27 protein-coding genes are annotated in these 26,755 nt (G+C 67.8%); 9 read left to right on the top strand and 18 right to left on the bottom strand.

The features are described 5' to 3' along the window. Positions 1 to 6: 6 nt before the first annotated feature. The 10 genes from gspE to gspG all read right to left on the bottom strand — a co-directional run bounded on the left by gspE (position 7) and on the right by gspG (position 10,100). Positions 7 to 1,533, bottom strand: coding sequence for a type II secretion system ATPase GspE (gene gspE / locus ACIGJB_RS15830; RefSeq protein WP_483730624.1), 1,527 nt, complete (start codon positions 1,531 to 1,533; stop codon positions 7 to 9). A gap of 8 nt (positions 1,534 to 1,541) precedes the next feature. Next, on the bottom strand, positions 1,542 to 3,956 hold the full coding sequence (gene gspD, locus ACIGJB_RS15825; protein WP_483730623.1) for a type II secretion system secretin GspD: 2,415 nt from the start codon (positions 3,954 to 3,956) through the stop codon (positions 1,542 to 1,544). 35 nt (positions 3,957 to 3,991) lie between these two features. Further along, positions 3,992 to 4,798 (bottom strand): type II secretion system protein N, encoded by an 807-nt coding sequence (locus ACIGJB_RS15820; RefSeq protein WP_483730622.1) that lies wholly within the window; start codon positions 4,796 to 4,798, stop codon positions 3,992 to 3,994. Continuing rightward, positions 4,798 to 5,400: a type II secretion system protein M gene (locus ACIGJB_RS15815; RefSeq protein ID WP_483709694.1), complete on the bottom strand. Its 603-nt coding sequence runs from the start codon at positions 5,398 to 5,400 to the stop codon at positions 4,798 to 4,800. Before ACIGJB_RS15815 ends, ACIGJB_RS15820 begins: the two co-directional genes overlap by 1 nt. Positions 5,401 to 5,408: 8 nt before the next feature. Further along, positions 5,409 to 6,800: a type II secretion system protein GspL gene (gene gspL / locus ACIGJB_RS15810; RefSeq protein WP_483730621.1), complete on the bottom strand. Its 1,392-nt coding sequence runs from the start codon at positions 6,798 to 6,800 to the stop codon at positions 5,409 to 5,411. 256 nt (positions 6,801 to 7,056) lie between these two features. Continuing rightward, the gene (gene gspK / locus ACIGJB_RS15805; protein ID WP_483732352.1) at positions 7,057 to 8,070 is read right to left on the bottom strand and encodes a type II secretion system minor pseudopilin GspK; all 1,014 of its coding nucleotides are present in this window, start codon (positions 8,068 to 8,070) and stop codon (positions 7,057 to 7,059) included. 2 nt (positions 8,071 to 8,072) lie between these two features. Next, complete coding sequence (locus tag ACIGJB_RS15800; RefSeq protein WP_483730620.1) at positions 8,073 to 8,819, bottom strand: PulJ/GspJ family protein; 747 nt, start codon at positions 8,817 to 8,819, stop codon at positions 8,073 to 8,075. Further along, positions 8,797 to 9,204, bottom strand: coding sequence for a type II secretion system minor pseudopilin GspI (gspI, locus tag ACIGJB_RS15795; RefSeq protein WP_483730619.1), 408 nt, complete (start codon positions 9,202 to 9,204; stop codon positions 8,797 to 8,799). Before gspI ends, ACIGJB_RS15800 begins: the two co-directional genes overlap by 23 nt. Further along, positions 9,201 to 9,701, bottom strand: coding sequence for a GspH/FimT family pseudopilin (locus ACIGJB_RS15790; RefSeq protein ID WP_483730618.1), 501 nt, complete (start codon positions 9,699 to 9,701; stop codon positions 9,201 to 9,203). Before ACIGJB_RS15790 ends, gspI begins: the two co-directional genes overlap by 4 nt. 15 nt (positions 9,702 to 9,716) lie before the next feature. Next, positions 9,717 to 10,100 (bottom strand): type II secretion system major pseudopilin GspG, encoded by a 384-nt coding sequence (gene gspG / locus ACIGJB_RS15785; protein WP_254615977.1) that lies wholly within the window; start codon positions 10,098 to 10,100, stop codon positions 9,717 to 9,719. 289 nt (positions 10,101 to 10,389) lie between these two features. Between gspG and ACIGJB_RS15780 the strand changes: the two genes are divergently transcribed. The 5 genes from ACIGJB_RS15780 (at position 10,390) to ACIGJB_RS15760 (ending at position 14,555) form a co-directional block, all read left to right on the top strand. Continuing rightward, the gene (locus tag ACIGJB_RS15780; protein ID WP_483730617.1) at positions 10,390 to 10,842 is read left to right on the top strand and encodes an RrF2 family transcriptional regulator; all 453 of its coding nucleotides are present in this window, start codon (positions 10,390 to 10,392) and stop codon (positions 10,840 to 10,842) included. Between the two features lie 100 nt (positions 10,843 to 10,942). Further along, positions 10,943 to 12,163, top strand: a complete 1,221-nt coding sequence (locus tag ACIGJB_RS15775) for a globin domain-containing protein (RefSeq protein ID WP_483730616.1) — start codon at positions 10,943 to 10,945, stop codon at positions 12,161 to 12,163. A 69-nt stretch (positions 12,164 to 12,232) separates the two neighbouring features. Then, a complete protein-coding gene (locus ACIGJB_RS15770) occupies positions 12,233 to 12,931 on the top strand; it encodes a type II secretion system protein N (protein ID WP_483730615.1) in 699 nt (232 codons plus the stop codon). 173 nt (positions 12,932 to 13,104) lie between these two features. Beyond that, positions 13,105 to 13,680 (top strand): EF-hand domain-containing protein, encoded by a 576-nt coding sequence (locus ACIGJB_RS15765; protein ID WP_483730614.1) that lies wholly within the window; start codon positions 13,105 to 13,107, stop codon positions 13,678 to 13,680. Between the two features lie 383 nt (positions 13,681 to 14,063). Then, positions 14,064 to 14,555, top strand: coding sequence for an Lrp/AsnC family transcriptional regulator (locus ACIGJB_RS15760; RefSeq protein ID WP_211946200.1), 492 nt, complete (start codon positions 14,064 to 14,066; stop codon positions 14,553 to 14,555). An 85-nt stretch (positions 14,556 to 14,640) separates the two neighbouring features. Here the strand turns inward: ACIGJB_RS15760 and ACIGJB_RS15755 are convergent, their stop codons facing one another. Next, on the bottom strand, positions 14,641 to 15,336 hold the full coding sequence (locus ACIGJB_RS15755; protein ID WP_483709679.1) for a GNAT family N-acetyltransferase: 696 nt from the start codon (positions 15,334 to 15,336) through the stop codon (positions 14,641 to 14,643). Between the two features lie 353 nt (positions 15,337 to 15,689). Between ACIGJB_RS15755 and kefF the strand changes: the two genes are divergently transcribed. Together kefF and kefC are read left to right on the top strand one after the other, a co-directional pair. Further along, the gene (gene kefF / locus ACIGJB_RS15750; protein WP_483730613.1) at positions 15,690 to 16,259 is read left to right on the top strand and encodes a glutathione-regulated potassium-efflux system oxidoreductase KefF; all 570 of its coding nucleotides are present in this window, start codon (positions 15,690 to 15,692) and stop codon (positions 16,257 to 16,259) included. Next, on the top strand, positions 16,256 to 18,067 hold the full coding sequence (kefC, locus tag ACIGJB_RS15745) for a glutathione-regulated potassium-efflux system protein KefC (RefSeq protein WP_483730612.1): 1,812 nt from the start codon (positions 16,256 to 16,258) through the stop codon (positions 18,065 to 18,067). The genes kefF and kefC overlap by 4 nt, the downstream gene beginning before the upstream one ends. A 19-nt stretch (positions 18,068 to 18,086) precedes the next feature. On the opposite strand, the gene ACIGJB_RS15740 is transcribed toward kefC, so the two are convergent. The 7 genes from ACIGJB_RS15740 to paaA all read right to left on the bottom strand — a co-directional run bounded on the left by ACIGJB_RS15740 (position 18,087) and on the right by paaA (position 23,570). Then, positions 18,087 to 18,731, bottom strand: coding sequence for a TetR/AcrR family transcriptional regulator (locus ACIGJB_RS15740; RefSeq protein WP_483730611.1), 645 nt, complete (start codon positions 18,729 to 18,731; stop codon positions 18,087 to 18,089). A gap of 46 nt (positions 18,732 to 18,777) precedes the next feature. Further along, a complete protein-coding gene (locus tag ACIGJB_RS15735) occupies positions 18,778 to 19,572 on the bottom strand; it encodes a DUF1835 domain-containing protein (protein WP_483730610.1) in 795 nt (264 codons plus the stop codon). Between the two features lie 108 nt (positions 19,573 to 19,680). After that, positions 19,681 to 20,769, bottom strand: a complete 1,089-nt coding sequence (gene paaE, locus ACIGJB_RS15730; protein ID WP_483730609.1) for a 1,2-phenylacetyl-CoA epoxidase subunit PaaE — start codon at positions 20,767 to 20,769, stop codon at positions 19,681 to 19,683. Between the two features lie 31 nt (positions 20,770 to 20,800). Further along, positions 20,801 to 21,370: a 1,2-phenylacetyl-CoA epoxidase subunit PaaD gene (paaD, locus tag ACIGJB_RS15725; protein WP_483730608.1), complete on the bottom strand. Its 570-nt coding sequence runs from the start codon at positions 21,368 to 21,370 to the stop codon at positions 20,801 to 20,803. A gap of 21 nt (positions 21,371 to 21,391) precedes the next feature. Further along, positions 21,392 to 22,234: a 1,2-phenylacetyl-CoA epoxidase subunit PaaC gene (gene paaC, locus ACIGJB_RS15720; protein ID WP_483730607.1), complete on the bottom strand. Its 843-nt coding sequence runs from the start codon at positions 22,232 to 22,234 to the stop codon at positions 21,392 to 21,394. Between the two features lie 12 nt (positions 22,235 to 22,246). After that, positions 22,247 to 22,534 carry a 1,2-phenylacetyl-CoA epoxidase subunit PaaB gene (gene paaB, locus ACIGJB_RS15715; protein ID WP_483709668.1) on the bottom strand — a complete coding sequence of 96 codons (288 nt, stop codon included), beginning with the start codon at positions 22,532 to 22,534 and terminating at the stop codon, positions 22,247 to 22,249. Between the two features lie 22 nt (positions 22,535 to 22,556). Beyond that, positions 22,557 to 23,570, bottom strand: a complete 1,014-nt coding sequence (gene paaA, locus ACIGJB_RS15710) for a 1,2-phenylacetyl-CoA epoxidase subunit PaaA (RefSeq protein ID WP_483730606.1) — start codon at positions 23,568 to 23,570, stop codon at positions 22,557 to 22,559. A 239-nt stretch (positions 23,571 to 23,809) separates the two neighbouring features. Here paaA and ACIGJB_RS15705 point away from each other — a divergent pair, with 239 nt between their 5' ends. Next, entirely contained in the window at positions 23,810 to 26,011 is a 2,202-nt protein-coding gene (locus tag ACIGJB_RS15705; protein ID WP_483730605.1) for a VTT domain-containing protein, read from the top strand. Further along, positions 26,008 to 26,751, top strand: a complete 744-nt coding sequence (locus ACIGJB_RS15700) for an endonuclease/exonuclease/phosphatase family protein (protein ID WP_483730604.1) — start codon at positions 26,008 to 26,010, stop codon at positions 26,749 to 26,751. Before ACIGJB_RS15705 ends, ACIGJB_RS15700 begins: the two co-directional genes overlap by 4 nt. Positions 26,752 to 26,755 lie beyond the last annotated feature (4 nt).

Below are 26,755 nucleotides of genomic sequence, written 5' to 3'. Positions count from 1 at the left end.
GTTCCGTCAGTCGCGCGTGACGCGCAGCACTTCTTCGAGCGACGTGGCGCCGCTGTCGATCCAGCGCTGCGCATCGCCGCGCATGGTCTGCATGCCGTGCGCCAGCGCCACCTGCTTGATCTCCGATTCAGGCTGCTGGCGGTGGATCATGGTGCGGATCTCGTCGTCGACGGTAAGCAGTTCGTACACGCCCATGCGCCCCTGGTAGCCCGAGTTGCCGCACTTGTCGCAGCCCACCGCGTGCCAGACATGCTGCAGCGGCTTGCCCTGTGTATGCAGGGTTTCGGCTTCGCCGGCAGTGACTTCGATGACTTCCTCGCGCTTGCAATGGGGGCACAGCCGCCGTACCAGCCGCTGCGCCAGCACGCCCAGCAGCGACGACGACAGCAGGAAGGGCTCGATGCCCATGTCCACCAGCCGCGTGATGGCCGAGGCCGAATCATTGGTGTGCAGCGTGGCCAGCACCAGGTGGCCGGTCAGCGACGCCTGCACCGCGATCTGCGCGGTCTCCAGGTCGCGGATTTCGCCGATCATGACCACGTCCGGGTCCTGCCGCAGGATCGCGCGCAGGGCCTTGGCGAAGGTCATGTCGATGCGCGCGTTGACCTGGGTCTGGCCGATGCCGTCGAGGTCGTACTCGACCGGATCTTCCACCGTCATGATGTTGGTGGTGCGCGAATCGAGGCGCGACAGCGCCGCATACAGCGTGGTGGTCTTGCCCGAACCGGTCGGCCCGGTGACCAGCACGATGCCGTGCGGCTGGCGGATCAGGTCGTCGAAGCCACCCAGCGTGCGCGGCGACATGCCGAGCTTGGCCAGGTCGAGGCGGCCCGCCTCCTTGTCCAGCAGGCGCAGCACCGCGCGTTCGCCATGGCCGGTGGGCAGCGTCGACACCCGCACGTCCACCGGACGCCCACCCACGCGCAGCGTGATGCGGCCATCCTGCGGCAGGCGTTTCTCGGCGATGTCGAGCTGCGCCATGATCTTGATGCGCGAGATCAGCGCGCCATGCAGCGCCTTCTTGGGCCGCACCACGTCGCGCAGCGTGCCATCGACGCGGAAGCGCACCACCGACGCCGATTCGAACGGCTCGATGTGGATATCCGACGCGCCCTCGCGCGCGGCCTGCGTGAGCAGCGCGTTGATCATGCGGATGATCGGCGCATCGTCTTCGGACTCGAGCAGGTCTTCCACGGCGGGAATGTCCTGCATCAGGCGCGACAGGTCGACTTCGCCTTCCACTTCGCCCACCACCTGCGCGGCGCTGCCGTCCTGGCGGTTGTAGGCGTCGGACATGGCCCGCTCCAGCGCGTCGGGCTCCATCACCCGCAGGCGCAGCGCGCCATGCACGCGCGCCACTTCGGCGAGTGCCGCCGGGGAAGTGGTGCGGCAGACCCAGACTTCGAGGCCGTCGGCGCGCTGGTGCGCGATCAGCAGCGGCGCTTCGCGCGCAAAGCTGTATGGGACCAGGCGCGCCGCGATCGGTGACGGCGGCTCCTGGAGTTCAGTGACGGCTGGGGCTTCGCTTGCCATGATGGGGTTCAGTTGCCGCGTCCGGACGCCGTCCCGGCGAACGCACCGTTGCTGCCTTGCTGGGTCAGCGGCTGTGGCACGGGTTGCGGGGACTGCGGTACTGTCTGGGGCACCGATTGCGGCACCGATTGCGGCAAGGGCAGCGGGCCCGGCACCGGGCCGGTATTGCGCGGGTCGACAAACGGCGTGGCCGGCGCATCCGCGGGCGGCAGCACCGGCGTGTTTTCGTCGCGCACCATGATGTTAGGCGAGATGAAGCTGCCCTGCTGGTTGCGCATGTAGTCGTAGCGGTCCGCCGTCAGCCGGTCGGCGGCGCCGGCCGTGCGCATCACATACGGGCGCAGGAACACCAGCAGGTTGGTCTTGGAGCGGTTCTTGTTCTCGTAGCGGAACAAGCCGCCGATCCAGGGGATATCTCCGAGCACCGGCACCTTCTGCACGCCGTCGCCGTAGGAGTCCTCGATCAGCCCGCCCAGCACAATGATCTGGCCGTCGTCGACCAGCACATTGGTCTCGATCGAACGCACATTGGTGGTCGGGCCCTGCACCTGTGTCAGCGTGCCCGGCACCACCGATGACGATTCCTGGAAGATCTGCATCTTGACGCTGCCGCCGTCAGTGATCTGCGGCCGCACGCGCAGCGTGATGCCGACGTCCTTGCGGTCGAAGGTCTGGAACGGGGTGACCGAAGCCGCACCACCGGTCTGCGCATAGGAGCCGGTCGTGATCGGGATATTCTGGCCGATCAGGATCTTCGCTTCCTCGTTTTCCATCGTGATCAGGTTCGGCGTCGACAGCAGGTTCACGCTGCCGTTGGTGCCCAGCGCGCGCAGCAGCGCGCCCAGGCCGAGCGCCTTGTTGACGATGCCCAGGTTCAGGCCGCCAATGTCGGGCACCAGCTGCGTGGCCGCCGCAATGCCGGCAGCATGGTTGGCGTTGTAGGCGGCGCCGGCCAACGTCAGGTTGACGATGTTCTTGCCGCCCGTGCCGAAGTTGGTGCCGGCGAAGACATTGTTGTTGCCGCTGCTCGAGCTGATCAGCCCCTGCCACTGGATGCCGAGTTCGCTGGCTTGCGTGGAGGTGACTTCCACGATCATCGACTCGATGTAGACCTGCGCGCGCCGCGCGTCGAGGTCTTCGATCACGCCGCGCAGGTTCCGATAGACCGGCTCGCTGGCCGTGATGATCAGCGAGTTGGTGGAGGGGTCGGCCTGGATGATGCCGCCCGTGGTCGGCTGGGTGTTCTGGTTGAACGATGCCGCGAACGCGGAATTGCCATAGGCGCCGCCAGAACCGGAACCCGAACCACTGGTGCCGCTGGTGCGCATGCCGGTCTGATTCGCCGTGGTGCCGCCGGTAAACTGGCCGCCGGCCGGCGTGGAAACGTTGGTCAAGCCGCCCGCGCCGGCGGCACCGGCGGCGCCCGGTTGGGTGCTGGCGGCAAAGCTGCTGTCCGCGGCGACGATGGCGCGCAGCGTCGCGGCCAGCTTGACCGCATCCGCGTTCTTGAGCGGCACGACCCAGATATTGCCGGGCCGCGCATAGGGCTGGTCGAGCTTTTCGATCAGCATGCGCGCCTGCTGCAGCCGCGCGCGGCTCGACGCGCGGATCATCAGCGAGTTGCTGCGCGGCTCGGCCACCACGGTCGTGCGCAGGCTGCTGTCGACGCCCGCTGCGCCGCCCGCGCCGGTCGCGGACGCTGCCGGATCGAGCAGCTTCTGCAGCACCAGCGCGGTGTCGCTGGCGATGGCGTTCTTCAGCGGTACCAGTTCGACCTCGCCGGAGGCCGGCGCGTCGATCGCGGCGATGATGCGGCCCAGACGCCGCAGGTTCTCGGCATAGTCCGTGATGACCAGCGTGTTATTGGCCGGGTAGGCGGTGATCGTGTTGTTGGGCGCGATCATCGGCCGCAGCACGGGCACCAGGTTGTTGGCCGACTCGTAGTTCAGGCGGAAGACCTGCGTCACCACCTGGTCGCCGCGCCCGCCGGCGCTGCCAGCTACGATCGGCGAGCCTTGCAGCTTGGCGTCCGCTTCGGGCACGACCTTGGTGAAGCCGTTGCTTTCCACCATCGCATAGCCCTGCATGCGCAGCACCGATCCCAGGGTTTCCAGCGCCTGGGCTCGCGAAACCGGCTGCTCGGTCACCAGGTTGACCGTGCCCTTCACGCGCGGATCGATCACGAAATTCTTGCCGGTGGCCTGGCCCACGGCCTTGACGACGGAATCGAGGTCGGCGTTGACGAAGTTCAGCACCACCTGGTCCCGGTTGCGCGGCGTGATGTCCGGGGGCGGGGGCACGCCAGGGCTGGCGGGCTGTTGCGCCCACAGCGGCGCCGGCGCCAGCAGCGAAAGCCCGCATAGCAGGACCACGGCGCGGGCACTGGCGGTGTGGAAAAAGGGTCGGGTGGCTTCGGTTTTCATGTTCGGTTCCGGTCGGCTCCTGGCGCAGGCAGGCATCAGAAGCTCAGCCTTGTCACATTGTTCTCTCGTCGTCCCAGCAGGCTCAGCAGGCTGTTCAGCGGGGCGGCGGCTTCGGGCTCGGCATGGGCCGTGCCTTCAAAGCGCGCCTGCCGGCCCAGCGTGCCGCTGCCATCGAGGTGCAGCGGACCGGCAATGGTGCTCAGCGCGAGCTTGCCATCGGCGCCATTCCAGTCGATTTCCGCACGGTAGCTGCCCAGCGGGCGCAGCCGGCTGACCGACGACGATACTTGTTCGATGCGCAGCGTGATATGCCCGTACAGCAGTCCGCCCGCGAACTTGCCCTGCAGCGCGGACCAGTCCGCGCGCATCAGGCCGTCCGGGCGCAGCGTGTTGAACGGCGCGCCCACGCCTTCCAGCAGCGCGGCCGGCAGGCGGATGGCGCCGGACTGCGCGGTCCAGCCGCCCGGCGTGATGGTCAGTGCGACCGGCGCGGGCATGGCTTCGGTATGCGTGAGCACCAGGCGCGCACGGCCGGTCAGCAGCGGCCAGAAGGCCAGCGACCATTGCAGCCGGCCCGGCAGCACCGCCGCGGTCTGGCTGCCCGCGCCTGCCGACAGTGCCAGCGTGGCGCTGCCATGCCAGATCGACCCGGAGGCGTCGGCGAGCAGCACCCGGCGTTGCGTCCGCGCTGCCACCGTATCGGCAATCCAGGCCGCGGGCAGCATGGCCAGCACGGTAATGCCGGCAGTGGCCAGGCCCAGCAGCAGCCAGCCGGCGCGGCGCCAGCCCGCCGGCTGGCGCAGTTTGCGTCGGGGCAGCCGCAGGGACTCCAGGCGTACCATCAGCTGCGGCCGCCCGGACCCTGCAGGGTCGCGCTGACATTGACCAGCGCGGTGGCGCCGACGTAGACGATGCGCGCATCCGTGACTTTCAGGCGCTGCTGCTGGCGCACGTCCTGCAGCCAGCCCGCCACCGCGCCGAACGGCGCCTTGTCGAGCTGCACCTGGACGCTGTTGTCGGCCCCGGCGGCCAGCCGTGTTGCCTTGAGGCCATATTTGCCGAGACTGTCCTGCAAGGCCTGGGTAAGGGCCTCGCCGCGCAAGGCAGGCGCGGGGCTCGCGTTCAGGCCGCGGGCCTCTTGCGCCAGGGTTTGCATTTCCGCGAGTTCGGCGCGCAGCGCCGGCAGGCTGCGCGACAGTCGCGCCCGGCCGTCCGCGGCGGGCTCCCACAGCACGGTATAGATGAGCACCAGTCCCAGTACCGCGGCGCCCCCTGCGAGGATGGCCTGCTCGCGCGGATTGCGCGCGGACCAGAAGGCGTCGAACTGGTCGCGCCAGGCTTGCGGCACGCGCGGTTTCATGCGCGTGAACCATGCGGCGGCGGGGCGGCGCTTCGCGGAGCCCTGTGATGTCTGTGGGCGGAGGTTGTCTTGGCTCGGGCTCATGATTCGGCTCACAGGCCTGGCTTGATGAGCCAGCGCGAGCCGGCAGGTCCGGCGGGGCGCGTGGCCACGTCCGTCTTGTCTTCTTCCATCTGCAGGCCTGCCTGGCGCACGGCGCCACGCAGCGCGGCGGTATCGGTGCCGGGCTTGAGTGTGGCAACCAGCGCGCGCCCGCGATATTCGAGCGCCTGCAGCGCGTCCGGGGCGAGCTGGCGGGCCGCCTGGCCAAACCGGTCGGCCAGCGGCAGGAAGTCGTCCGGCGTACTGCGCCCGCTGGCCAGGCGAAGCTGTTCCACCTGCCGCCGCATCTGCAGCGGGGCATCGAGCACGGTCTGGATCTGCGGGAAGGCGGTGTGCAGGGTCTGCAGCTGCGCGGCTTCCAGTCGCTGCTGTTCGTGGCGCAGCATCAGCCAGTGCACGTTCATGCCGAGCAACTGGACCAGCACGACGCCGGCAGCCAACGCCAGCGGCAGACGCCACGCCAGCAGGTTCCAGCGATCGGCGCGGCCCTGGGCGAATTCGAATTGCGCGAGGTCGAGCCCGGGTTCTTGCAGGCAGCCCTGGGCGCCGGTGATCCACAGGCGCCAGTCGGCGGCGGGAGCCTGGCGCAGCGCGGGCGCAGGGGCACTAGCCACGGCGCTGGCGTCGCCATGCCAGTTGCCTTCGGGCGCAAGCGCCTGCCATGCGGCAAGCGCGTCATTGCCAAGCAACAGGCCATAGCCTTCATGGGGACCGGTGCGCACCGTGAGTTGCCACTGGCCGCTGCCAGGCGCGGTCGAAGGGGCCAGTGTCGGCTCGACCAGGCCTTCGGGCTGGGCCAGCGAAGCGGCCGCGGCTTCGACGACCAGCGTGGCCGGCTGCGCCGGGGCGCTCTCGCCGTCTCCGGCTTGCGGCGGCGTCGCCAGCGGCAGGCACATCTGCGCCGGCAGGATATGGCGGCGTCGATGGCGGTGTTCGGCAAAGGCATCGAGCACCGCGCGCAGCCACGCCCGGTCAGCCACCATCAGCAGGCGGCGCTGCGGGCCGCGCGCCGTCCGCGAGGCGTCGCCGTCCAGCGCGGGACCCACGCCGATGTGGCAGGGCTGTGCATCGGTGGCCAGCGCATCTTCCACCAGGTTGGGCAAGGCCTGCTTCAGGCGCGCCGGCGGCAGCGGCGGTACGGTGGCGGTGGTGAGCAGTACGTCACTGGCGGCGAGGATGAGCACCAGGCGCTCCGCGGCCGGCAGCGCAGCAATCTGAGCGTGGCCTTCGCGCAACACTTCCGGCGCCGGCGCGGCGCTGCTGCGCCGGGCGGCGGCCTTGGCCGCGTCGCGTACGAGCGCAAACGGCAGGGCTCCAAAATGCCAGGGCTGCGGTTGGTCGTGCGGCCGGTGCGGCAGGCGAACGTACAGGGTGGTACTCAAGGTTTCCTAGCGTTGACGTCAGTGAGGCCGTGACTTGGGGGTGGCGTACCGGGGCAGCGGGAGTGCCGGGGCACGGAGACGCCGACTGGCGGATACGGACTGGCGGGGCGCCGCTCGGCATGGCGCCACGGTCGCGGCAGCGCCGCAGCATACCTTGCCTGTGTGACTAATCCGCGTCAATAGCATTCTCCCCCGGTATCCCGGCCGCCAATATCGGTAGCAGCCCGCCTGGTCGCGCGCAAATCGCGGATATGGGTCATCGCAGGTCGGGCAGGCGGTCGGTGTCGTGGATCCATAGCACGCGCGTGGTGTTGGCGTTGCCCAGGACCTCGCCCCGGTAGACCAGCGACACCTGCAGCCGGCTCGCCCGCTCATGGCGCACCAGGCCGTAGATCAGGAAATAGTGCGTGCGCACGTCCAGCATGGCGGTCAGGGTGCTGGTGTCGGCCTGCGGCGCCACGCTGGTCAGCTTGGTCTGCAGGTCGCCGACGTTATTGAAATAAGCGCGATCGCGCTCGCGGACCAGTTCGCGCGCGCGGTCCAGCGCCAGGTTGTTGATCACGGCCGACAGCACTTCGGGATCGGCCGTATTGGCGTTGACCAGCGTGCGCTCGGGCAGCACCGTGATGAACGGCTCGAGTGCGGCGACCATCTGCGGCGTGTAGCCGGGGACCGCGAGCAGGCTCTGGGCGCTGTCGGGCGGGCGCGGCACGGGCTGGCCGTCGGTGCCGCCTTGCGCGGCACGCAGCATGAAGCGGCCCGTGGTGTCGGCGAGCGAAGGATTCAGGCCCACGGTCTGCAGCAGCCGGCGGTAGACCGCCAGCGCGGCCGGGTCGACCGTGGCGGCACGGCCCCCGGTCGGGGTGGCGGTCCACAGCACCAGGTTGGTGAGGTTGAAACGCGCCTGGGCGTCCAGGATGCGGCCCGACAGGAACGAGGTCTCGCCCGACTGGTCGGTGCGCAGCGCCGCGCCCAGGAAATCCGACAGCCGGGTCTCGGCGATCGGCACGGCCCAGGGCTCGCCCAGCTCGTCCACGCTGCTGCGGCGCTGGTCGTCGCGCAGGATCAGCCGCGCCCAGTCCACGGCCGCGCGCTCGATCCACGTCGCCTGCGCCAGCAGGCGCTGGTTCTCGATCGAACGGATCTGCACCTGCTGGCGCCACAGCATGCCGGACACCACCACCACGGCCAGCGTGACCATCAGCAGCGCCGTGACCACGGCGGCACCGCCGGCACGGCGGCGGGGCAGGGACGGGAAGCGTCGGCGCATGGTCACAGGCCCGTCATGCAGATCTTGAGGAAGTTGCGCGGTGCGTCGCCGCCGCCCATGCGCGCCTGGACCGACAGCTCCACGGCCCGGACGACCGCGCTGGTCGGTGTGGGCGCCGCTACGGCGCTGGCACCGGAACTGGCATTGGCATTGGCATTGGCATTGGCATTGGCATTGGCATTGGCATTGGCATTGGCACTGGAGGGATTGAACAACGCGCTGCGGATGCGGCCGTTGTCCGCCAGCCAGCCCTGCGGATCGATCCATACGCGCGTGCCCAGGCTGTCCACATCGGACAGCACGCGGCGCACCTGCACGTTAGTTTGCCGGCCGGCCTGGCGCAGTCCGAGCAGCGCGGACTGCACGGCGGCGCGGCTGTCGACCGGCGGGGTCGCGAGGCGGACCAGCGCGTTGCCGTCCAGCCGGTAGCTGAGCGCCTGCCACATCGGTGGCTGGTTCTCTTCGCGGCGGTCGCGCACCATCAACACCTGGCCGTTCCCGACTTCCACCGGGCTGGCCTGCAGCAGGTCCGCGCTGGCCAGGTGTTCGCAATCGGACTGGAACTGGCCATAGAGCACCTTGAGGGCGTCAAGCCGGGCGTCATGGTCGATGAGCCGTTCGCGGCTGCGCGTCATGCTGTCCAGCGCGCGCCAGCCGATCACGGCCATGACCGCCAGCAGCGTGATGGCCACCAGCATCTCGAGCAGCGTGAAGCCGCGCCGGCGATCAGAGCAGGTTGCGCGTTTCATTGGGGATGATGGTGACCAGCCACGCCAGGCGCACCGAGCGGTCGGCGGCGGACGGATAGACCGCGATTTCGACGCGCCGGAATACGGGATTGGGCGTGCCGGAGACGGTCTGCTCGCAATAAAGCGGCGTGCCGCCCTGCGGGCAGGCATAACCGCTGACTCCGGGCTCGGGCCAGGTCTTGGTCAGGCGCAAGGTGGCCAGCTGGTTCTCGGCACTGAATTCAGCCAGCATGCGCGACTGCAGCGCGGCGCTGGCATCGACCATGCTGCCCATGGCCCGCATGGCCGCGGTCAGCGCGACGGCCAGGATGGTGAGCGCCACCAGCACTTCGATCAGCGTGAAGCCGCCTGCCTCGCGGCGGCCGGGATGCGCGCGCTGCATCATGGCGCGCTGGCAAAGTAGCGGCCGCCGCCATCGCCGGCGACCTCCACGCGGATATCGCCGCGCACCAGGATCAGCCGCTGCGGCCCGTCGATCAGCTCGCGCCCGAAGACCAGGCGCGGCGGCCCGCCCGTGCCGGCATTGCGGCCGCCTTCGGCGACGATCACCTGGTCCGGCATCAGGCGCCAATGACCCGGCGCGAACACATCGGTGCGCATGGGGACCCAGCCGTTGGGCGTGGATTCGAGAAAGCGCCAGCCGCTGGTATTGCCTTCCCACGCGATCGGCCGGGCGCCGAGTTGGGCTTCTTCCTGCGCCAGCTCGAACAGGCGCGCGATGCGCTGGCCGTCGTCCAGCAGGCGCCCGCGCTCATTGGGCGATGCATTGACGGCCACCAGCGAAATGACGATGCCGGCGATCACCATGACCACCAGCAATTCCAGCAGGGTGAAGCCCCGTGGCCGGCAAGCGGCGGCGCGGCGGCGCGGGGCCGGTTTCATGCTGCGGGGGCGGCGTTATTCCCAGTTGCCGATGTCGGCGTCATTGCCGCTGCCGCCGGCCTGGCCGTCGGCACCGAAGCTGAAGACGTCGATCTCGCCGCGCACGCCGGGGTTCAGGTACTGGTACGGATGGCCCCACGGGTCCTTGGGCAGCTTCTCCAGGTAGCCGCCGCCCTTCCAGTTGTTGGGCACGGGCTCGGTGGTCGGCTTGGCCACCAGCGCGGCCAGGCCTTGCTCGGTGGTCGGGTAGCGGCTGTTGTCGAGCCGGTAGAGCTTGAGCGCCTGCATGATCGACGAGATGTCCTGGCGCGCCGCCACGATGCGGGCTTCGTCGGGACGGCTCATGATCTTGGGCACCACCAGTGCCGCCAGCACCCCCAGGATCACGATCACCACCATGATTTCGATCAGGGTGAAGCCGCGGCTGCCGCGGGCGCGGAGCGAACTCAGGGAACGGGTATTGGCGGAAAGGGGTGAGAATCTGCGCATCGTATCTGGGCCTCTTGCTGGATCTCGGGGGCGGCCCGCTGGCCGCGCGCCCGGCGTTCGACAGCCAGTATAACCGCCGACCATGACTGTTTTTTGTGGCGTCCGATTCTCGCACGCCTTAGTCTGGTGGATGTCGCGGCATTGCGCGGTGCAACAATAACTTGCATTTGAAATACTGTTTATCTACCATGTCACCACGATGCAACTGACCCGCTTCTCCGACTACGCCCTGCGGCTGCTGATGTACGTCGCGCGCGCCGACGGCAGCCGGCAAATCACCATTGCCGAGGTGGGGCAGCAGTTCGAGATCTCGCACCACCACCTCGTAAAGGTGGCGGCGCGCCTGTCGAAGCTGGGTTGGATTACCGCTACGCGCGGTCGCCACGGCGGTCTGGAACTGGGTCCGCAAGCCCAGCAACTGACCATCGGCACGATCCTGCGCGAGCTGGAAGGCCACAAGCCGGTGATCGACTGTGACAACCCGCCCTGTGCGCTGAACGGCAATTGCCGGCTGCGCCGGGCGCTGGATGAGGCAGAGCAGGCGTTCTACGGCGCGCTCGACACCGTCACCCTGGCGGATGTCACCGGCAGCCAGACCGCCGAGTCGATCATCCGGCTGCATCGCGATTTTATGAGCCGGCGTACGGCCTGAACGGTACTCCCTGAGTCGTCGTTCAGACGCCCCGTGCGCCGGCTTTGTTGTGAGTAAAAACATGCATTTTATTTGCATGAATTAAACGGAGCCTTACCTGATGTTGTCTGCTGCTTCCCGCCCCTACATTGATGCCAGCGTACCGGTGTTGCGCGAACATGGCCTCGCCATCACCACCCATTTCTACCGCGAGATGTTCGCGGACCGGCCCGAATTGACCCAGCTCTTCAACATGGGCAACCAGGCCAACGGTTCGCAGCAGCAGTCCCTCGCGTCCGCGGTTTTCGCCTACGCCGCCAATATCGACAACGCCAGCGCGCTCGCGCCGGTGGTCGATCGCATCGTGCACAAGCATGCGGCCGTGGGCCTGAAGCCCGCGCACTATCCGATCGTCGGGAAGCACCTGCTCGGCGCCATTTCCGCCGTGCTGGGCGGCGCCGCCACGCCTGACCTGCTTGCCGCCTGGGATGAAGCCTACTGGCTGCTGGCCGGCGAACTGATCGCGGCCGAAGCGCGCCTGTACCAGAGCACGGGCCTGGCCGCCGGCGAGCGCATCGCGGTGCGTGTCGAGCGCCGCGAAGTGCAGAGCGACAACGTGGTCGCGCTCACCCTGGCGGCCGTCGACGGCCAGCCGCTGCGCGATTTCCGCCCGGGCCAGTACGTCAGCGTCGAAGTCACGCTCGCCGACGGCAACCGCCAGCAACGCCAGTACTCGCTGTCCGCCGAGCGCGGGCTGCCGACGTGGCGGATCTCGGTCAAGCGCGAGGATGGCGACCATGCCACGCCGTCGGGCGCCGTGTCCAACTGGCTGCACGCCAACGCCCAGCCCGGCACCGAGCTCGCGGTGAGCGCACCGTTCGGCGAATTCGCGCCGCGCCTGGACGGCCACCGCCCGCTGGTGCTGCTGTCGGCCGGTATCGGCATCACGCCGATGCTGTCGGTGCTGCGCACGCTGGCGCTGCAGGGCTCCAGGCGTGAAATCCTGTTCGCCCATGCCGCGCGCGACGGCCGCCACCACGCGCACCGCGCCGACGTGGCGTGGGCCAGGGAGCGCTTGCCGCAACTGCGTACCCACGTCAGCTATGAACAGCCGCAGGCCGCCGACGTGGCCGACCGCGACTACGACCACGCGGGCACCATGCCGGTTGCCGCGCTGCTGGGCGCGACCGAGACCAGCCTGTTCGTCGATGGCGACTTCCACCTGTGCGGTCCGCTCGGCTTCATGCAGGCCCAGCGTCATGCGCTGATCAGTGCCGGCGTTCCGGTCGGGCATATCCACCGCGAAGTGTTTGGCCCCGATCTGCTCGACGATCTGCTATAAGCCGTCACAGACACGGTCATGGGCCTCTGGTACGCTTGACGCGTTCCTGTCGAGCGTACCGCCCAATCCGTGCAACTCTCTCTCCGGCCTGTTTTCCGTCTCGATGCCGCGGCCTGGCTGCCGCGCGCAGCGGCCCTGGTTCTCTTCGTCGCGCTGTGCGCGCTGGCGACACGCTGGATGCTGGTCTTCAGCGCGATGCGGACCATCCCGGTCCCGCAAGCCGCGCGCGTGGCGCAGACCGAAGCGGTGGAGACCGGCGCCGTGGCCACGCTGTTCGGCGGCTCGGCCCAGGGCGGCGTGCGCGACGTGCAGCTCATCGGCGTCGTGGCGGATGTGTCCGACGGCGCGGGCGCCGCGATCGTGTCGCTCGACGGTGGCCCGCCCAAGGCCGTGCGGACGGGCACGGCACTGTCGCAGCAGATTCGCCTGGTAGAGATCCATGGCCGCTCGGTCGTGATCGAGCGCAATGGCGTGCGCCAGGAAATCGTGCTGCCGGTGCAGGCCAGCGTGCCGAACGCCGGTGCGGCGCCGCTGCCCGCTACGCCGCCCTCGGGCGCCGCCGCTCCGCTTGCCACGCCGATGCCGCCACCACCCGCACCCGCGGTGAGCCAGCCGCCTGCGCAGACGCCACAGCCGGTGCCGCCACCGGCGACCATGCCGCAGCAAGCGCCGGCACAACCGCTGATGCAAAACATCGACCCGCACCAGCTGCAGCCCGCCGTGGCGCCACACGCGCCCATGGCGAACCCGCTCGTGCCCAAGAACTGAGTCCGGCGGCGCAGCCGGTGCCGGCACGTATTCACATATTCGTCTTCGCTTGCGATCGCTTACGGCCGGAAGCCCTTTCTGTGAGCCGCGTAACATCGTATTAAAAGCGCCAACTTCCCTGCATCGTCCGCGTTCTAATCCGTACATGCCCACGACATGAAAAGGAGCAAGACATGCAAGGCAAATCCAAGTCGCAGATCCTCAAGCACTTCCTGGCCGCCTCCGCCGCATTCCTCGTTGCCGGCGGTGCCTTCGCCCAGGCCTCGGCGCCTGCCCCGGGAACCGCGCCCGCACCGGGCCAGCACGGCGACATGCACCGCCACATGGAACACGGCGGGGGCATGTGGATGAAGTCGATCGACACTGATGGCGACGGCACGATTTCCAAGGCCGAAGCCGATGCGCTCTTCAACCGCATCGACGCCAACCACGACGGCAAGCTGGACAAGAACGAGATGTCGGCTTACCGCAAGGCTTCGATGGAGCAACGCCGCGCCGAGATGCAAAAGGAGTTCGAGGCGAAGTTCAAGGCTGCTGACAAGAACGGCGACGGCGCGCTGACCAAGGATGAAGTCCAGGCCGGCATGCCGCGCCTGGCGCGGCGCTTCGATCAGCTCGACGCCAACCACGATGGCAAGCTGACTCTCGCCGAGATCAAGGCGGGCATGGAGAAGATGCATCAGGAACGCATGCAGCGCATGCCGCGCGGACCGGGCGCGCCGTCGGCGCCGTCGAGCAGCGGCGGCTGACCAGCAGAGCGCTCCGTATCCCGGGGCGATGTCTGATACGGACGCGCGACCCTCACCGGTCGCGCGTTTTGCTTTTTAGCGCTTCGTGATGCTCGAAATGTGGGAGGGCATGCCGGAAAACCGCTGAACAACCGTAGAATGCCCGCTGCCCGTGCAACGGGTCTGGCATCCTTCCTTGCCGCCCCCCAAGTGGTTTTGCCGTGGCACGCCGGTCCCGTGAAAGCGTGTACGGCAAACCGGGCGCTCGCCGTCCATTCCGCCTCAAGAGTGATGAATACGGCCGCAAATCTGAGGAGATGCCACAAAAAATTGCGTACTTGTGCACAACTTGCTAAATTTGCGCAAAAAAATTGCCAATAAACATATTGCGGAGCAACGAAATCGTGAGCAAGGTGGAGTTGGACAAGATCGACCGGAAGATCCTTGAGGTCCTGCAGACCAACGGCCGGTTGACCAACCTGGAGGTGGCCGAGCGCGTGAACCTCTCGCCGAGTCCGTGCCTGCGGCGCATCCGGCGGTTGGAGGAAATCGGCGTGATCCGCCAGTATGCGGCGCTGCTGGAGCCCGGCAAGATCGGCCTGGGCCTGCTGGCCTATATCAACGTCCGGCTGGAGAAGCATGGCGGCGCGCCCAAGGGCAAGGCACCGCTGGACCTGTTCCGCGCTTCCATCTCCACGTGGCCGGAGGTGGCTGCGTGCCACGCCATGACCGGCGAGATGGACCTGCTGCTCAAGGTCTATGTGGAAGACATGGAGCACTTCGCGCGTTTCATGCAGGAACAGTTGCTGGCCCACCCGTCGGTCATCGACGTGCGTTCGAGCTTTGCGCTGGAAAGCATCAAGGACACCACGGCGCTGCCGGTTGCCGGCGGCTGAGCTGCCGCGCCAAACAAAAACGGCGCATCGTCACGATGCGCCGTCTGGCGTGAGGTCCGGGCCTGGCCGGCGCTCGGCGAGTGGATCAGGCGGTGCCCTTCTGCGGCACCATCGAGCGCCAGAAGCGCAGCCCGAAGCGGCGCGCGTCGCGCAGGTTGCGGCGCACCAGGTAGTCGAGGTCGGCGACTTGCTCGTCCAGGGCCTCGGTCAGGCGGCTCATGGTGTCCGCGGGTGGCAGTTCCAGGTAGGCGTCGGCCTCGCCGTACGCGTACTGCACCTTCATGCCGGCCTTCTTGGCGATGTGCATCATCGCCGCGTTGCGCGACAGGCAGTGCATGTACAGCGTGCGAACGCTGGTGTTGCGGCCGTGCATGGCGGCGCGCTCGAACAGCGCACTGCCGATGCCGCGACCGCGCGCGCTCTTCGACACCGAGACGCCGAATTCCGCCACGCGGCCCTGCGCGTTGTCGCGCAGGTTGGCGAAGTGGCCGACGCCGACCAGTTCGAGCTTTTCGTCGTACACGCCGAACACGGAATCATGGTCGAAGTCGATGCTGTCGACATACGCTTCAATCACGTGATCGCCAACCGACTGGCCGAAACGGAGCAGGCGATCCTCCTCGCCCAGGGCGAGGAAATGCTTCAACAGGCGCGACCGGTGATGGGCGGCCAGCTCGCGCACCAGAACGGTGGCGCGCTGGGCGGCCTGTGCGGCGGCTGCCTTGCGCAGATCTTCGTCGGTAACGGCGCCGACTGCCTTGCTCAGTTCGAGCGGATTCACGATGTTTCCTTCCCGGTGCAATCCGGTGCAATCACGATAAAAATAGCATTGTCGCGGTGTTTCGCCAGGCACTTTTTGCTTCAAGACATGCCGGATTGGGGAAAACACTATATTGCTGCGACGTGAAAAGTATTGTAGCGGAACTGTCAGTTTGACGTAAGCTTCCTGCGCCGCAGCAGGGTCAGCCCGGTCGATTTTTTCAAAAAATTGTGAGTAAAATCAAAAACTTGAGAAAATGTGATGAATTGTTGCACCGTTCTGTCTGTGGATTTGGTGCAACGCCGCATATTTCTGGCCGCGGCGCTCGCGCTGAAGCGGGTACGCCTGATATTCCGGACTGAACCACCGTGCCGATGACCGAATCCCCCATCGTTGTGATCTATGCGCACCCCAAGCCGCGCCATTCGCGGGTCAACCGCCCGCTGGCGGAAGCGCTGGCGTCACTGCCAAACGTCGCTGTCCATGACCTGTATCGCCGCTACGTCGACTACGACATCGACGTCGTCACCGAACAGCGCGCGCTGGCCGCCGCGGAGACGGTCGTCCTGCAATATCCGGTGCACTGGTACAGCGTGCCCGCGCTGCTCAAGCTCTGGCTGGACGAGGTGCTCGAATATGGCTGGGCCTACGGCCCGGGCGGTACGGCGCTGCGCGGGAAGTCCGTGCTGGCGGTGGCGAGTACCGGCGGCACGTTCGATTCCTATGGGCCCGAAGGCAACCATGGCCACGCGATCGAAGCCTTCCTGCTACCGCTGGAGCGGACCGCGCGGCTGTGTGGCATGGACTGGCTGCCGCCGCTGGTGCTGCACGATGCCGACAACACCGACGCCCACGTCCTGGCCGAGCACATTGCCCATGTCTGCCGGCGCATCGGCGCCCATGAAGGCGGCCCGGCAGCGGCAGGCGCGGAGGTGGGCGCATGAACCAGCATGATTTCCTGATCGCGCTGGTGGTCTTCCTGGTGGCGGCCGTGGTGGCGGTACCGCTGGCGCGCCGCACCGGGCTGGGGGCCGTACTGGGCTACCTGCTGGCCGGCGCCGCCATTGGCCCGTTCGCGCTGCGGATGGTGACCAATGTCGAGTCGATCCTGCACTTCTCGGAATTCGGCGTCGTGCTGATGATGTTCGTGATCGGGCTGGAGCTGGAGCCACGCAAGCTATGGGCGCTGCGGCGGAGCATTTTCGGCTATGGCGGTGTCCAGCTTGCCGCCTGCGCGCTGGTGATCGGCATCCTGGCGGCGCTGGTCGGGGCGCCGTGGCCGGTGGCGCTGGTGGCGGGGCTGGGGCTGGCGCTGTCGTCGACGGCCATCGCGCTGGCCACGCTGGCCGAGCGCAACCTGTTCGGCACGCCCGCGGGCGGGGCCAGCTTCGGCATCCTGCTGTTCCAGGATATCGCGGCCATCCCGATGATCGCGCTGTTGCCGCTGCTCGCGGCCGAGAGCGCCGCCGATGCCGGCAAGGCGGGCGGCTGGCAGGCAGCAGCCAAGGGCGTGGCGGTGATTGCCGCGGTGGTGTTCGGCGGCCGCTACCTGGTGCGTCCGGCCCTGCGTTTCATCGCCCGGACCGACATGCGCGAGATGTTCACCGCGTTCGCGCTGCTGCTGGTGGTGGGCATTGCGCTGATGATGGACGCGGTCGGCCTGTCGATGGCGCTCGGCACCTTCGTGGCCGGCGTGCTGCTGGCCGATTCCGAGTACCGCCACGCGCTCGAGGCGGACCTGGAGCCGTTCAAGGGCTTGCTGCTCGGCATGTTCTTCATGGCGGTCGGGATGTCGATCGACTTCGCGGTGCTGGCACGTTCGCCGGGAACCGTGCTCGGCCTGGTGGCGGCATTTGTCGTCGCCAAGACCGCCGTGCTGGCGCTGCTGGCGCGGTACTTTGCCATTGCGCGCGGCCAGCGGCTGCTGTTCGCCCTGCTGATCTCGCAGGGCGGCGAGTTCGCCTTCGTCGTGTTTGGCGTGGCCGGCACCGCCGGCCTGCTGCCCCGCGAAACCGAAGCGCTGCTGGTGCTGATCGTGGCCTTGTCGATGGTGGCCACGCCGTTGCTGCTGCTCGCCTATGACCGGCTGGTGGCGCCGCATGTCGGCGCCATGAAGCGGCGCCCCGACGACGCCATCACGCCGCAGGACAACCCCGTGCTGATCGCCGGCTTCGGGCGCTTCGGCCAGATCATCGGCCGATTGCTGTATGCACAGGGCATCGGCGTCACCGTGCTGGACCATGATCCCGACCAGATCGAGTTCCTGCGACAGTACGGCTTCACGATCTTCTATGGCGATGCCACCCGGCTCGATCTGCTGGAGGCCGCCGGCATCGCCAAGGCCCGCATCCTGGTCGTGGCCATCGACGGCATGGACGACAGCCTGCAACTGATCGACCGCGTGCGCGAACGCTATCCGGACCTGCAGATCTACGCCCGGGCCCGCCATGTGTCGCATATCTACCAGCTCAAGGACCGCGGCGTGCAGCTGTTCGAGCGCGAGATGTTCGAGGGCTCGCTGATGCTGGGCCGGCGGGTGCTGGAAGGATTGGGGTTTGACCCGGCGCAGGCGCGCAGCGTCGCGCTGCGTTTCCGCCGCCACAACATCCAGGCCATCGACCGCTTCTATCCGCATTACACCGATCAGAAGAAGCTGGTGTCGCTGGCGCGCCAGGCGCGCGACGAGCTGGAAGAAATGTTCCGCCAGGACCGCGAGCAGCGGCGCCAGCAGGAAGAGGCCGAGTGGTCGTGATCCCGTGGACGGCCCGCCTTCAGCGGCGGGCCAGTGCTTCGGCGGCTGTGCCGGGTGCGCCGGCCTTGCCCGGCAGGCCGCCCTCGAGCAGGTCCACCACCATGTCGGCGAACGCCGCGTAGGACAGCTTGCCGCCCGGCTTGAGCCAGGTGAAGGTCCAGTTGATCATGCCGAACACCGTCATGGTCAGCGCCGTCTGGTTTTCGCGCGTGACGCGTTCCGGGTAGGCACGCCGGAGCATGCGCGAGAACGCCGCGACCACGTCGCGCTCGCGGCCAAGGATCATGACCCGCTGCTCCTCGGCCAGGAATTTGACGTCATTGATCAGCGCGATATGGCGCGTCTGGGAGTTCTCGTACTCGGCAAGGAACGCGCGGATCAGGCTGGCAAAGCTTTCGCGGTCGGTGCGGCCCTGGCGCTCGGAATCGGCCTCGACCTCGGTGACGATCAGCATCAGCCGGCGCGTGTAGCGGTCCAGCAGGTCGAACAGGATCGCTTCCTTGCTCTCGTAATAGTGGTACAGGCGCGCCTTGGAGGTGCCGCAGGCGGCGGCCAGGTCGGCCATCGAGGTGCTCGGGTAGCTGCTGTTGGCAAAGGCGGCGGCCGCCAGTTCCAGGATCTGCTCGCGCTGTGCTTCGAAGTCGGGGGCCTTGGTTCGCGCCATATCGGTCCGGCAGGGTGTCCGGGGAGGGGAAGAAGGGAAGGGCGCGTTATTCCGCGCCGGACGTCAGGTGCCGGCGCAGCTCGCAGGTGTCGAGGGAATCCGCGTTGCCGCGCAAGACCAGCCGGCCCGTGGAGATCAGTTCCCGGCAGCGCCAGAATACGAACCAGTCGCTGGCCAGCAAGCCTTCGATGGCGCCCATCACGCTTCCGACCACCTGGGCGGCGGGGGTCCAGTCGGTCGGGGCGCGGTCCATGATGATGTCGTCGATGCTGTGGTAGGCCGCCGGCACCAGCGTATTGCCTTTCCACAGCCGCACATCGGCGTTCTCGCGCACGTTCTGCTGCCATTCGTAGCCGAGCCGCCCCAGGCGCAGCACCGACACCGGCGCGATGGTCGAGAAGCGCCGCGCCAGCCGCGCCGGCGAATACATGCCGATCGCCGCCAGGCCGGCCTGCGGCGGCAGTTCCAGCTCGCGCAGGTCCATGGCCACTTCATTGATGCGCTGGGGCGCCTGGTACAGGTGGAACACCACGCGGCGCAGCATCAGCTGGTCGGCGGCGCTCTGGCCGTGCCAGATCGCGACTTCCATTTCGCTCTGGCGCAGCGTCTGCAGCTGCTCCAGTGCCTGGCGCATTTCGGCGGGAAAGTCGATGTCGGTGTGCGGGGCGACGCGTTGCCAGAAGCCGGCGCGGATCTGGCCAATGCCGTCCACGTCGACAAGCGGTCCCACGGCCAGGTCGTCGCGCAGCACGATCACGGGATCGGGCCGGGCAGCCTGGGCCAGCGCCTGGCGCAGGGTATTTCCGGCGACATCGCCGTTGACGACGTGGATATATTGCATGGCCGTGATTGTATATGCGTGGGACGGTTCTCAGTCACCTTGCCGGAGCCGGAAATGCGACCCCTTCTCATTGTAATCACGGCGTGACTTTGCTAGTCGGGGGCAGGCTCAGCGCTCGTCGTAGCTGACCACCACCCGCGGCGTGAGCGCACGGGCCTGGCAGGTCAGCACGAAGCCCTTCTCCATTTCCCACGGTTCCAGCGTGTAGTTCTTCTCCATCTCGACCCGCCCTTCAAGCACCTTGGCGCGGCAGGTGCAACAAACGCCGCCCTTGCACGCATAAGGCAGGTCCAGGCCCGCGGCCAGCGCGGTGTCGAGCACTTTGCCGTCTTCCATGGGCAGGCGCATGGTGTGCTGCTTGCCGTCCAGCACAACTACGAGCTCGGCCGTGCCCGCATGATCGGCATGGGCGTGGGCCGGGGCGCGCTTCTGGCGATCGATCGGCACGCCAAACCGTTCGGCGTGGATGCGGTGAGGGTCCACGCCGGCATCGCGCAGCGCCGTTTCCACCTCGTCGATCATCGACGCCGGGCCGCACACGAAGGCGGCGTCGATATCCTCCACCGGGATCAGCGTCCTGAGAAATGCAGAGACCCGGGCATGATCGAGCCGGCCGTGCAGCAGGTCGACTTCCTGCGGCTGGCGCGACAGCACGTGGTACAGCGTGAAACGCGCCAGGTACTGGTTCTTCAGGTCTTCGAGCGTTTCGGAAAAGATGATGCTGTCGACGTTGCGGTTGCCGTAGACCAGCGTGAAGCGGCTACGAGGCTCCGCCGCCAGCGTGGTGCGGATCAGCGACAGCACCGGCGTGATGCCGCTGCCCGCGGCAAAAGCCACGTAGTGGCGGGCAGCGCCGGCGTCCAGCGGTACATAGAAGCGCCCGTCCGGCGTCATCACGTCGATGATCTGGCCGGGCGCGAGCGCGTCGTGCAGGTGGCTCGAAAACACGCCATCCTCCACCAGCTTGACCGCCACGCGCAGTTCGCCGCGCTCGGCGTAGTCCTGGACCCCGCAGCAGATCGAGTACGAGCGGCGCAGGTCCTGGCCATCAACCGGGGCCCTGAGCGTCAGGAACTGGCCCTGCGTAAAGCGGTAGGCGTCGCGCAGGGACTCGGGCACCTCGAAGGCGATGGAGATCGTGTCGGCCGTCTCGGGGCGCAACTGCGCCACGCGCAGCGGATGGAACTGTGGGGTCATGGCAGCTCGCTCGGGACGGTGGATCAGCAAATTAATAGGGTTTGAAGTAGTCGAACGGCTCGCGGCAGTCCAGGCAGCGATAGAGCGCCTTGCAGGCCGTCGACGCGAAGCGCGAGATTTCCTGCGTGTGAAAGCTGCCGCAGCGCGGGCACGCTACCGTATCCGGCGCCTCGGCGCGTGCCGCGCGTGGTACGAAATTCAGGGGCTGCATGACCGGCGTCGTGGCCGCCATGCCGCACGGCTGCGGCGGGGCAATGCCGAACTCGCGCAGGCGCTCGCGCGCGGCATCGCTGATCCACTCGGTCGTCCATGCCGGCGACAGGGCGGTGCGGATGCGCCACGGCCCGAGCCCGGCCGCGTCAAGCGCGTGGCCGATATCCTCCGCGATCTGCGACATGGCCGGGCAGCCGGAATAGGTCGGCGTGATCGTGATTTCGAGCACGGCACCGTTAGCCACTGCGATCTCGCGCAGGATGCCGAGGTCGCGGATCGATACCACCGGGATTTCTGGGTCGGGAACGGCTTCCAGCGCAATCCAGGCAAGCGCTGTGCGTTTGGCGGCGCTGTCGAAATCGGATTCGGAGTCGGCCACGATGCGCATGTCAGTTTCCTGTTGCGCGCGCTACCACTGCGCGCCGGGATGGGCGCGCGCCAGGCTCTGCATCTCGGCCAGCAGGTAGCTCATATGCTCCGAATGCAGCCCATGCTTGCCGGTGGACACGAAGGCGCTGGGAACCGGCTTGTCTAGCGTGGCGACCTCCAGGGTCTCGTCGATCGTTGCCTCCCATGCATCGCGCAGGTCCGAGGTGGGCACGGCCACGCCCTGCGCGGCAGCGATCTGCTCCACGTCATCGCCGGCAAAGCACTCGTTCATATACGGCATCAGATGGTCGAGCGCGCGCTGCATGCGCCGGTGCGAGTCCTCGGTGCCGTCGCCAAGGCGGACCATCCAGCCGGCGGCGTGGTGCAGGTGATAGCGCGCTTCCTTGGCCGACTTCGCCGCGATGGCGGCCAGCCCTGCGTCGGTGCTGGCCTGCAGCACGTTCCACAGCTCGACCATCAGCGCGCTGTACAGGAAATTGCGCGTGATGGTGACGGCGTAGTCGCGGTCGCTGCTAGCGGTGCCGGCCAGCGGGCCGCTGTGGGGCAGCTCGGCCAGCGTCCAGTTGCCGAACTCGCGTTCGCCGCGCCAGTACGCGTAGTCGTCCTCATGGCGCGGCCGGCCGGTCAGTGCGCCTTCGAGTTCGCCGGCGTGGGCGTAGAGCAGCCGGGACTGGCCGATCAGGTCCAGGCTGATATTGGCCAGCGCGATGTCCTCTTCGAGCACCGGACCGTGGCCGCACCACTCGGCATTGCGCTGGCCAAGGATCAGCGCGTTGTCGGCAAGCCGCAGCACGTAGCGCAGCGCCGCGGTGCGCTCGGGCGGCAGGTGCGACAGCGCGAGGTCGGGCGTCGGGGTCGTCATGGTGGCGGGCCCTTACATGTGGTTGACTTCGTCGGGCAGCTGGTAAAAGGTCGGATGGCGGTAGATCTTGTCGGCCATCGGGTCGAACAGCTCGGCCTTTTCCTCGGGCGCGCTGGCGGTGATGGCGGTCGACGGCACCACCCAGATCGACACGCCTTCCTGGCGGCGCGTATAGACGTCGCGAGCCATGTGCAGCGCCTGCTGCGCGTCGGCCGCATGCAGGCTGCCGCAATGCTTGTGCTCCAAGCCCTGCTTGCTGCGCACGAACACTTCCCACAGCGGCCATTCGTTCCGGGTCATGCTGGTCTCCTTGTCCGTTGCCTCAGGCGGCTTGGCGCTGCGCTTCGCGCGCGGTTTGCTTCGCGGCGTGAGCCAGCGCGGCTTCGCGCACCCACGCGCCATCGTCATGGGCCTTCACGCGCGTAGCCAGGCGCTCGCGGTTGCACGGCCCGTCGCCATTGATCACGCGCCAGAACTCGTCCCAGTCCAGCGGACTGTAGTCGTAGTGGCCGCGCTCGTCATTCCATTGCAGGCCCGGATCGGGCAGCGTGACGCCGAGTACCTTGGCCTGCTCGACCGTCGCATCGACGAATTTCCGGCGCAGGTCGTCATTCGAGATGCGTTTGATACCCCAGGCCATGGTCTGGGTGCTGTTGGTGGACGCGGCGTCAGGCGGCCCGAACATCATCAGCACAGGGAACCACCAGCGGTTGACGGCGTCCTGCACCATCTCGCGCTGGGCGTCGGTTCCGCGCATCATCGCCAGCAGCGCGTCGAAGCCCTGGCGCTGGTGGAACGACTCTTCCTTGCAGATGCGGATCATCGCGCGCGCATACGGCCCGTACGAGCAGCGGCACAGCGGAATCTGGTTCATGATCGCAGCGCCGTCGACCAGCCAGCCGATCACGCCGACGTCGGCCCAGGTGAGCGTCGGGTAATTGAAGATCGACGAATACTTGGCCCGGCCGGTGTGCAGCGCATCGATCATTTCGTCGCGCGAGGCGTTCAGCGTTTCTGCGGCGGAATAGAGATAGAGGCCATGGCCGCCTTCATCCTGCACCTTGGCCAGCAGGATGGCCTTGCGCTTGAGCGATGGCGCGCGGCTGATCCAATTGCCTTCAGGCAGCATGCCGACGATTTCGGAGTGCGCGTGCTGCGAGATCTGCCGGACCAGCGTCTTGCGGTAGGCCTGCGGCATCCAGTCCTGCGGCTCGATCTTGCTGTCGGCGGCCATGCGCGCATCGAACGCCGCCTGGCGGCTGGCGTCGTCGAGGCCAGGCTCGGATGGAGCGACCGCAGCGGGATTGCCGGGCAAGTCCAGACTCTGCGTGTACATAGGAGCCTCCTTTGGCGGCGCCCGGTTCTCGCGACCGGCTTGCGCCTGGGTTCGGCCCCATTATATATAAGCCGACCGGTCGGTCAATTAAACGGAATGCGCCAACGCGACCTGGCCCGGAAGCAGCGTCCTGGGAACTTTTACAAAGACAAGTAAAGCCGGCGCGACATGGGCTCGCGTGCGGGCTCGATTCAATGACTGGGCGATCGGTACGAAACTTGCGCGGCGTACTGTTCGCCATGACAAACGATGCTCAAGCTTCGCTGCTGCGTCCCGGGCACAACTGCTGGCGCGTGGAGCCATGCGCGCGCTTTGCAATGCTGGTCGATGCGGATGCCTACTTCACCGCGCTGCGGGAGGCCCTGGCACGTGCCGAGCAAACCATCTTCATCCTCGGATGGGACATCGATAGCCGAGTGCGACTAGCGCACGACGGGCCGGACGATGGCCTGCCGGCCCAGCTTCGCGATTTTCTCAATGCCCTGTGCGCGCGCCGCAGCGGCCTGCACATCTATGTGCTGAGCTGGGATTTCGCCATGGTGTTTGCGTTCGAGCGCCAATTCCTGCCCGCGGCGCGGCAGCACTGGCAGGCACACCGCCGGCTGTCGTTCTGCCTGGATGGAAGTCACCCTGCCGGCGCATCGCACCACCAGAAGGTGGTGGTCATCGATCACTGTCTTGCGTTCGTGGGCGGGCTGGACCTGACCATCCGCCGCTGGGATACCCCAGACCACCGTGCCGACGACCCGCGCCGGATCGATCCGGACGGCAAGCCTTACGCGCCGTTCCATGACGTGCAGTGCATGGTCGATGGCGCGGCCGCGCGCGCCTTGGGCGACCTCGCGGCCGAGCGCTGGCTGCACGCGACGGGCCGCCATCCGCATGTACCGGAGATGCCGCAGTCGGACCCCTGGCCCAGCAAGGTCTCACCGGATGCCACCGAATTGCCGGTCGGCATCAGCCGCACGTATCCGGCCCGCGACGATGCGCCCGTCGTCAGCGAAATCCGCGCACTCCACGCCGATGCGATCGCCGCCGCGCAAAGCAGCCTCTACCTCGAAAACCAGTACTTCAGTTCAGGATTGATTGCCGACGCCTTTGCGTCGCGCCTGCGCGACCCCGAAGGGCCCGACATTGCCTTGGTCTCGCGCCGCACGGAAAGCGGCTGGCTGGAGGAGGCCACCATGGGCGTGCTGCGCGCGCGGCTCTGCCGGGATCTGCGCGCTGCCGATGCGCACGGTCGGTTCCAGCTCTATTGTCCGGAAGTGCCCGGCTTGCGAAGTGCCTGCGTCAACGTCCACAGCAAGGTGATGGTCGTGGACGACCGCCTGCTGACGATCGGCTCGGCGAACCTCAGCAACCGGTCCTTCGGGCTCGATACCGAATGCAACCTGGTGATCGAATCGAACGGCGACGCCCGTATCGCGGCTTCGATCCGCGCGATGCGCGACCGGCTGCTTTGCGAACACCTGGCGGTCGCGCCCGAGGTGCTGCATCAGGCGATGGCAACGCATCCCCGGCTGCATGAAGCGCTGCGCGCGCTGCATCGGACCGAAGGCCGCACGCTGGAGCCTTTTACGCCGAGCGTTGCCGAAGATGTCGACGCCGTGCTGCCCGACGCCACGCTGCTCGACCCGATCGAGCCGATCGACACCGATCAGGTGATGACCGAGTTCATCGGCCACGAGACGCGGCCGCGCGCGGCCAGCCACGTGGCCATGCTGGTGGCTTTCGTGCTCGCGCTGGCCGGCGTGGTGTTCGCATGGCGCTACACGCCGCTGCGCGAGTGGGCCGACTTCCGGCATCTGCTGGCGCTGGTGGAACGGGTCGATGACATGCCCCTGGCCCCGTTCGTCATGATGGGCGCGTATGTCGTGGGCGGGCTGACGATGTTCCCCGTGACCGTGCTGATCGTGGTGACGCTGGTGGTGTTCGGGCCGTTGTATGGGGGGGCGGTGGCGCTGGCCGGCACGGTGCTGGGCACGGCAGCGGGCTACACGGCCGGACGCCTGCTCGGGCGCGATGCGGTGCAGCGCTTTGGCGGCCGGCGGCTGAACCGGCTCAGCCAGCGGGTCGGCCAGCACGGGGTGCTGGCGATGGTGGCGCTAAGACTCGTGCCGGTGGCGCCGTTCACGCTGGTCAATCTCGTGGTCGGCGCGTCGCGCATCCGCCTGCGCGATTGCCTGCTCGGCACCGCCATCGGCATGTCGCCGGGCATCATCGTGTCGGCGTCATTGGTCGACCGCATCGCCGCCGTGGCGCACAATCCCGGCGCCGCGACATTCGCGCTGCTGGGGCTTGTGTTGTTGCTGCCCGCCGGCCTGTGGCTGTTGCTGCGGCGACGACGGCAGCGCCGCACACGGGCTCAAGCCCCTGCATACGGCACAGGTGCCAGCCACACGTGCGGCACGCGCGCCGCATCGAGCGAGAGGGCGCGATGAACGCGCCCACCCCGGCCGTGGCGGCCAGGCATGCCGAAATCGTGGTGGCCAGCTACAACATCCACGGCGGCGTCGGTACTGACGGGCACTTCGTACCCAAGCGGATCTGCGAAGTGCTGCGCGAACTGCGCGCCGACCTGGTCGCGCTGCAGGAGGTGGAAACCCGCGCCACCGGCTTCGACATGCTGCGCTTCCTGTCCGAACATACGGGGCTGCACGCGATACCGGGACCGACGCTGGTGCGCGATGACGGCGACTATGGCAATGCCTTGCTGACGCGCTACCCGCCGACGGCCGTTCGTCACATCGATCTCAGCGTGAACGGGTACGAGCCGCGCGGCGCCATCGATGCGCAGCTCGCCTGTGATGCGATCGAGTCCGGCACCTTCGCATTGCGCGTGATCGCCACGCACCTCGGCCTGCGCCCCGGCGAACGCCGCGCGCAGGTGCGCAAGCTGCTGACGGCGCTGGCCGAAGTCCCGGCCCAGCCGACCATCCTGCTGGGCGATGTCAATGAATGGTTCCTCTGGGGCCGGCCGTTGCGCTGGTTGCATGCGTATTTCGAGCGCACGCCGCATGTCTCGACGTTTCCGTCGCGCTGCCCGCTGCTCGCGCTCGATCGGATCTGGACCTCGCCGCGCGCGCACCTGGTCGCGGTGGCAAGCCACCGCAGCCCGCTCGCGCGGCTCGCCTCCGATCACCTGCCGCTGCTGGCGCGTATGCAACTCAGCTCAAGCTAGGCGC

The organism is Cupriavidus sp. C2SS-8b (assembly GCF_057073745.1).
Note: the sequence above shows the minus strand (reverse complement) of the source record. Positions and strands in the feature narration are given on the sequence as shown.

Excerpts from the sequence above, each read along its gene's own strand:
- ACIGJB_RS15815 (WP_483709694.1), bottom strand. The coding sequence starts at position 5,400 with ATGAGCCCGAGCCAAGACAACCTCCGCCCACAGACATCACAGGGCTCC.
- gspE (WP_483730624.1), bottom strand. The coding sequence starts at position 1,533 with ATGGCAAGCGAAGCCCCAGCCGTCACTGAACTCCAGGAGCCGCCGTCA.
- ACIGJB_RS15740 (WP_483730611.1), bottom strand. The coding sequence starts at position 18,731 with ATGGCGCGAACCAAGGCCCCCGACTTCGAAGCACAGCGCGAGCAGATC.
- ACIGJB_RS15705 (WP_483730605.1), top strand. The coding sequence starts at position 23,810 with ATGACAAACGATGCTCAAGCTTCGCTGCTGCGTCCCGGGCACAACTGC.
- gspD (WP_483730623.1), bottom strand. The coding sequence starts at position 3,956 with ATGAAAACCGAAGCCACCCGACCCTTTTTCCACACCGCCAGTGCCCGC.
- ACIGJB_RS15820 (WP_483730622.1), bottom strand. The coding sequence starts at position 4,798 with ATGGTACGCCTGGAGTCCCTGCGGCTGCCCCGACGCAAACTGCGCCAG.
- paaA (WP_483730606.1), bottom strand. The coding sequence starts at position 23,570 with ATGTACACGCAGAGTCTGGACTTGCCCGGCAATCCCGCTGCGGTCGCT.
- ACIGJB_RS15735 (WP_483730610.1), bottom strand. The coding sequence starts at position 19,572 with ATGCAATATATCCACGTCGTCAACGGCGATGTCGCCGGAAATACCCTG.
- paaD (WP_483730608.1), bottom strand. The coding sequence starts at position 21,370 with ATGCGCATCGTGGCCGACTCCGAATCCGATTTCGACAGCGCCGCCAAA.
- ACIGJB_RS15700 (WP_483730604.1), top strand. The coding sequence starts at position 26,008 with ATGAACGCGCCCACCCCGGCCGTGGCGGCCAGGCATGCCGAAATCGTG.
- ACIGJB_RS15775 (WP_483730616.1), top strand. The coding sequence starts at position 10,943 with ATGTTGTCTGCTGCTTCCCGCCCCTACATTGATGCCAGCGTACCGGTG.
- paaC (WP_483730607.1), bottom strand. The coding sequence starts at position 22,234 with ATGACGACCCCGACGCCCGACCTCGCGCTGTCGCACCTGCCGCCCGAG.
- ACIGJB_RS15765 (WP_483730614.1), top strand. The coding sequence starts at position 13,105 with ATGCAAGGCAAATCCAAGTCGCAGATCCTCAAGCACTTCCTGGCCGCC.
- kefF (WP_483730613.1), top strand. The coding sequence starts at position 15,690 with ATGACCGAATCCCCCATCGTTGTGATCTATGCGCACCCCAAGCCGCGC.
- paaB (WP_483709668.1), bottom strand. The coding sequence starts at position 22,534 with ATGACCCGGAACGAATGGCCGCTGTGGGAAGTGTTCGTGCGCAGCAAG.
- ACIGJB_RS15800 (WP_483730620.1), bottom strand. The coding sequence starts at position 8,819 with ATGAAACGCGCAACCTGCTCTGATCGCCGGCGCGGCTTCACGCTGCTC.
- ACIGJB_RS15790 (WP_483730618.1), bottom strand. The coding sequence starts at position 9,701 with ATGAAACCGGCCCCGCGCCGCCGCGCCGCCGCTTGCCGGCCACGGGGC.
- gspI (WP_483730619.1), bottom strand. The coding sequence starts at position 9,204 with ATGATGCAGCGCGCGCATCCCGGCCGCCGCGAGGCAGGCGGCTTCACG.
- ACIGJB_RS15780 (WP_483730617.1), top strand. The coding sequence starts at position 10,390 with ATGCAACTGACCCGCTTCTCCGACTACGCCCTGCGGCTGCTGATGTAC.
- kefC (WP_483730612.1), top strand. The coding sequence starts at position 16,256 with ATGAACCAGCATGATTTCCTGATCGCGCTGGTGGTCTTCCTGGTGGCG.
- gspK (WP_483732352.1), bottom strand. The coding sequence starts at position 8,070 with ATGCGCCGACGCTTCCCGTCCCTGCCCCGCCGCCGTGCCGGCGGTGCC.
- gspG (WP_254615977.1), bottom strand. The coding sequence starts at position 10,100 with ATGGTGGTGATCGTGATCCTGGGGGTGCTGGCGGCACTGGTGGTGCCC.
- paaE (WP_483730609.1), bottom strand. The coding sequence starts at position 20,769 with ATGACCCCACAGTTCCATCCGCTGCGCGTGGCGCAGTTGCGCCCCGAG.